The sequence below is a fragment of the Nocardia sp. NPDC060220 genome (assembly GCF_042727815.1).
Lineage (GTDB): Bacteria > Actinomycetota > Actinomycetes > Mycobacteriales > Mycobacteriaceae > Nocardia.
Map to the genome: position 1 here is coordinate 1 of NZ_JBHWZY010000538.1, position 4852 is coordinate 4852.

Annotated in this window: 6 protein-coding genes; 3 read left to right on the plus strand and 3 right to left on the minus strand. The window is 66.5% G+C overall.

Annotation, left to right across the window (positions count from 1 at the left end; translation table 11 throughout):
- The coding region (locus tag ACFWF3_RS24475) for an acetyl/propionyl/methylcrotonyl-CoA carboxylase subunit alpha (RefSeq protein WP_379315482.1) at positions 1–1160 on the minus strand (1160 nt) is incomplete at its 3' end.
- A 300-nt stretch (positions 1161–1460) separates the two neighbouring features.
- Between ACFWF3_RS24475 and ACFWF3_RS24480 the strand changes: the two genes are divergently transcribed.
- The 3 genes from ACFWF3_RS24480 to ACFWF3_RS24490 are packed head-to-tail and all read left to right on the plus strand — an operon-like array spanning position 1461 to position 2944.
- A complete protein-coding gene (locus ACFWF3_RS24480; RefSeq protein ID WP_379315484.1) occupies positions 1461–1919 on the plus strand; it encodes a MarR family winged helix-turn-helix transcriptional regulator in 459 nt (152 codons plus the stop codon).
- Between the two features lie 20 nt (positions 1920–1939).
- Positions 1940–2428, plus strand: coding sequence for a hypothetical protein (locus ACFWF3_RS24485; RefSeq protein WP_379315486.1), 489 nt, complete (start codon positions 1940–1942; stop codon positions 2426–2428).
- Between the two features lie 3 nt (positions 2429–2431).
- A complete protein-coding gene (locus ACFWF3_RS24490) occupies positions 2432–2944 on the plus strand; it encodes a nuclear transport factor 2 family protein (protein WP_379315488.1) in 513 nt (170 codons plus the stop codon).
- A 49-nt stretch (positions 2945–2993) separates the two neighbouring features.
- On the opposite strand, the gene ACFWF3_RS24495 is transcribed toward ACFWF3_RS24490, so the two are convergent.
- Together ACFWF3_RS24495 and ACFWF3_RS24500 are read right to left on the minus strand one after the other, a co-directional pair.
- The gene (locus ACFWF3_RS24495; RefSeq protein ID WP_378992524.1) at positions 2994–3734 is read right to left on the minus strand and encodes a response regulator transcription factor; all 741 of its coding nucleotides are present in this window, start codon (positions 3732–3734) and stop codon (positions 2994–2996) included.
- 187 nt (positions 3735–3921) lie between these two features.
- Positions 3922–4852 (minus strand): helix-turn-helix domain-containing protein (locus ACFWF3_RS24500; RefSeq protein WP_379315490.1); only part of this gene is annotated, 931 nt, incomplete at its 5' end.

A 4852-nucleotide genomic window follows, 5' to 3' on the forward strand; every position in this document is an offset into this window, starting at 1 on the left:
GAGAGCTTGGCCAGCAGTGAATCCCAGTTCGCGCCGATCTCGGTGCCCGCCTCGACCCCGGAGTCGACCCGCACGCCCGGACCGCTCGGGGTCCGGTAGCCGGTGATCGTGCCGGGCATCGGCGCGAAGTTGCGCCCGGCGTCCTCGCAATTGACGCGGAACTCGATCGAGTGCCCACGCGTCGGGGGATCGGGATAGTCGAGGAGTCCGCCCGCGGCGATGCGCAGTTGCTCGCGGACCAGGTCGATGCCCGTGACCTCCTCCGAGACCGGGTGTTCCACCTGGAGCCGGGTGTTGACCTCGAGAAAGGACAGCGTGCCGTCGGCGCCGATCAGGAACTCACAGGTGCCCGCACCCACGTAGCCCGCGGCACGCAGGATGGCCTTGGAGGATTCGACCAGCGCGCTGTGCTGCGCGGGCGTGAGGAACGGCGCCGGCGCCTCCTCCACGAGCTTCTGATGACGGCGCTGCAGCGAACAATCCCTGGTCGAGACCACGACCACGGTGCCTGCCGTGTCGGCGAGGCACTGCGTCTCCACGTGCCGCGGGGAATCCAGATAGCGTTCCACGAAGCATTCGCCTCGACCGAACGCGGCCGTCGCCTCGCGGACCGCCGAGGCGAAGCACTCCGGGATCTCGGCGAGGGTGCGCGCCACCTTGAGCCCGCGACCGCCGCCGCCGTATGCCGCCTTGATGGCGACCGGCAAGCCGTGGGCCCGGGCGAACGCCACGACCTCGTCCGGATCCGATACCGGGCCCGGGGTACCCGCCACGATCGGCGCGCCCGCCGCGACCGCGATCGTGCGGGCGGTGACCTTGTCGCCGAGATCGCGGATCACCGAGGGCGGCGGGCCGATCCAGATCAGTCCCGCCGCCAGGACCGCGGCGGCGAAATCCGCGTTCTCCGACAGGAAGCCGTAGCCGGGATGGACCGCGTCGGCACCCGCGGCTCGCGCTGCGGCGAGTACCGCCTCGACATCGAGATAACTGGACTGCGCCGTGTCGCCGCCCAGTGCGTAGGCTTCGTCGGCGGTGCGCACATGCAGTGCGTCGCGGTCGGGATCGGCGTACACCGCCACCGCGGTGATGCCCGCGTCACGGCAGGCTCGTGCGATTCTGACGGCGATCTCACCGCGGTTGGCGATCAGCACTTTTCGCACGATGCCTCCTGAAAGTTGTTGGGACGCTTCACTAATCGTGCGTAACGGAGATCACCATATGGTGAACGGAACCTCCGGAAATCTTCAGGAGCTGCGCGCGCCGGGCGCCGCAGTCTGTGGAGTTCGTCCAATTCATCCGGGCTGGTTCAGGTTTCGCTCCGCCCGGTTGCCGACGGTGTGCGTCGGCCCTAGCATCACGCGCCGGCTCCGCGTTGACCGGGTGTCCGCTACCGGTCGCAATTACATGGCTTGCCATGTAATCTGAGGGGAGCCGCAGATCAACGACGATGGAAGGTGGGTATGGAACCGCTCGAGACGCTACCGATGGATCGGAGCAACTCCCTGGGGTACGTGATCAACCATCTGGCGCGGCTCATGGAACAGGCACTGCGCGACCGAATCGCCGGGCACGGTGTGGTGCCCGGGCAGTTCGCACAACTGCTCGCGCTGTACGAGGAGGAGGGGATCTCGCAGCTGCAACTCTGCGAGAAGGTCCGGATCGACCAGTCGACGATGGCCCACACGCTCAAGCGGTTGGAGCGCGACGGCCTCATCCAGCGCACCGCCGACCCGCAGGACGGCCGGCGAGCGCTGATCTACCTCACCGACCGGTCCCGGCGATTGCGCACCGCGCTGATCGCCGCGGCCGGGGAGGTGAACGACATCGCGACCGCGGGGTTCCCCGAGGTCCGCGGTGACGACTTCATCCGCATGGTTCGACAGGCGATCGGCAACCTCGAGGCCGATCGGTCCACATGACCTTCGAAGAGAGGTAAACCATGCTCTCCCGCATCCATCCCGTCGCGGGCACGATCGGATTGCTCACCGTTCTCACCTTCTGGACCTCGACTGTGGTGAGTGAGCTCAGCGGTTCCAAGGACGCGATCATCGCGGTGAAGCAGACCATCCCGTGGGCGTTGCCGATCCTGGTGCTCGCTCTCGCCGCCACCGGCGGCACCGGCTTCCGGCTGGCCGGGGACTCCACGATGCCCTCGATCCTCGCGAAGAAGCGCCGGATGCCGTTCATCGCGGGTAACGGGTTGCTCGTGCTGATCCCCTCGGCGATCACCCTTTCCGTCCTCGCGGGCCGCGACGAGTTCGGGCCGTTGTTCTACGGCGTGCAAGCGCTCGAACTCGTCGCCGGTGCTACAAATATCGTGCTCATGTCACTCAATATTCGCGACGGCTTCCGCATCACCGGCCGTTTCGACAAGTCGAAATCGGAAAATCGAACCGCTACCATCGGTAGCGAGGAATCTCAGGGATAAATGATGAACGAGACCATTCTCCGTGCTGAGCTCGAATCGCTTCGCGCGGAAGTCCGTGAATTGCGCGACCATCGTGAGATCGCGGCACTCTTCGATACCTTCTTCTTTTTCGAAGATCGCAAATCGATGGACGACGCGTGGGCGAAAGCCATTTTCACCGACGATGTTCTTCTCGAATTGCCGCCCGAGGATTATCGCGGTATCGAGGGAATCGCCGCGCATATGACCTATGTGGTCAACCTGTTCGGTCCGACCCATCACACCACCACCGATTGTCATGCCGATATCGACGGCGACACCGCCGCGGTGCGGCTCAATCTCACCGCGACCCACAAGCACGTGGTGCCGGGCGAGGCGCCGCTGCTGGTCTGGGGCTACCTCGACGCTGATGTCGCGCGCACCGCCGCGGGGTGGCGGATCGCTCGGATGAAGTTCATCAAGGTGCTGCGCACCGGCGAGGCGCCGCCCGGATTCGCGTTCGACGAGAACCTGAACGTGGTCGCGGTCGGTAGCTGAGACAGCGAAGCCGCCGACTCCTCGGAGTCGGCGGCTTCGTCGTTGCCCCTCAGTCGCGCGGCATCAACTTGAAGCCGATTCCGCGAACGGCGACGATCCAATTGCTGGCGCCCAGCTTCGCCCGCAGGCTGCTGACGTGCGTGTCCACCGTGTGTTGCGACCAGGAACCGTCCCAGATCTCGCCCAGGATCTGCTTGCGCGCCACCACGATTCCCGGGCGGCGTGACAGCATCAGCAGCAGGTCGAACTCTTTTCTGGTGAGTGCGAGCGGGCGTCCGCGCAGGGTGGCCTCGCGGGCCCACTCGTCGACGCGCAGCGCGCCGCATCCCGAGGGGGACGCACCGTTCTCGGTCTGTGGGCTGACCCGCCGCATGAGCGAGTCGATGCGGGCGACCAGTTCCCTGATGCCGAACGGTCGGGTGACATAGTCGTCGGCGCCGGAGCGCAGGCCGAGTACGCAGTCCAATTCGGAATCGCGATCGGTGACAACGATGATCGGAACCGTATGGCGCGCACGGATGGAACGGCATACCTCGAATCCGTCGAAATCGGGGAGATCGGGATCGAGCAGCACCAGATCGGCACGGCCGAACAGCTTCAGTGCCATTCTTCCGGTATCGACGGTGGCAACCTGGTGGCCATATCGGGGGAGTTCGCTGTCGAGCGATCCGACAGCATCCGAACCCGCCGCGATAAGAATGCGCCATGACCGTTCCACGGCGACGAGGCGAGGCTCGGGGAAATTCGGGGCGAGCTCGGTGTCGGTTTCCTTGAGTTCGCTGCTACGCATGGCTCGAATACCCTACCGTCCTGGGCATCGAAATGCCGCGCTGACGACCACACTGCTACGGGCGGTCGGGATTTCACCGGTCAGTATCAGCGTAGCCGACTCATTTCATTCGTGCACTGTGGAGTTAGTCGCCTTTTTGCGGAAAAGCGTCCGGATCGGTATTCCACGCACAATAACGGACGGTTGTTCAGCCTGCCGCGCCGAAGCGGCGGCGGTATTCGGTGGGGGCGATGCCGACCTGGCGCTGGAAGTGGTGGCGCAACAGGGCGCCGGAGCCGAAGCCGGACTCGTCGGCGATCCGTTCCAGGGCCATGTCGGTGGTTTCGAGCAGGTGCTTGGCGAACAGGACGCGCTGAGTGGTGAGCCATTTGACCGGGGTGGTGCCGGTTTCGGCGGCGAAGCGGCGGGCGAAGGTGCGGGTGGACATGCTGGAGCGGGCCGCGAGCTCGTCGACGGTGTGTGGGTGGGCGAGGTTCTCGGTGAGCCAGGCCAGGGTGGTGGACAGGCCGATCGAACTGCACTCGGGGACCGGCTGCTCGATGAACTGGCGCTGGCCGCCGTCGCGCTGCGGCGGCACGACCATGCGCCGCGCGATGCCGTTGGCGGCGGCGGTACCGATCTCGCGGCGGACCAGGTGCAGGCAGGCGTCGATACCCGCGGCGGTGCCCGCGCTGGTGATCAGGTTGCCTTCGTCGACGAACAGGACGTCGGGGTCGACGGTCGCCTCGGGGAACATCGCGGCGAGTCTGTCGACATACCGCCAGTGGGTGGTGCACTTGCGGCCGTCGAGCAGGCCGGCCGCGCCGGCCAGGAAGGCGCCCGAGCAGACGGTGAGGACGGTCGCGCCCGCGTCGGCCGCCCCGCGCACCGCCGCGAGTACCCGGTCGTCGTACTGGTCGATCGGGGAGGCCGGGATGGCGACCAAGTCGGCCTCCGCGAGTTGGTCGAGGCCGAATTCCGGGGTGACGGCGATGCCGGGGGTGGTGGAACGCAGTGGCGTGCCCGGGTCGGCGCCGCAGACCCGGAAGTCGAAGCCGGGCAGGCCGTCGGCCGTGCGGTCGAGGCCGAAAACCTCACAGACGACACCGAATTCGAACATCGCGAGCCGGTCGCTGAGC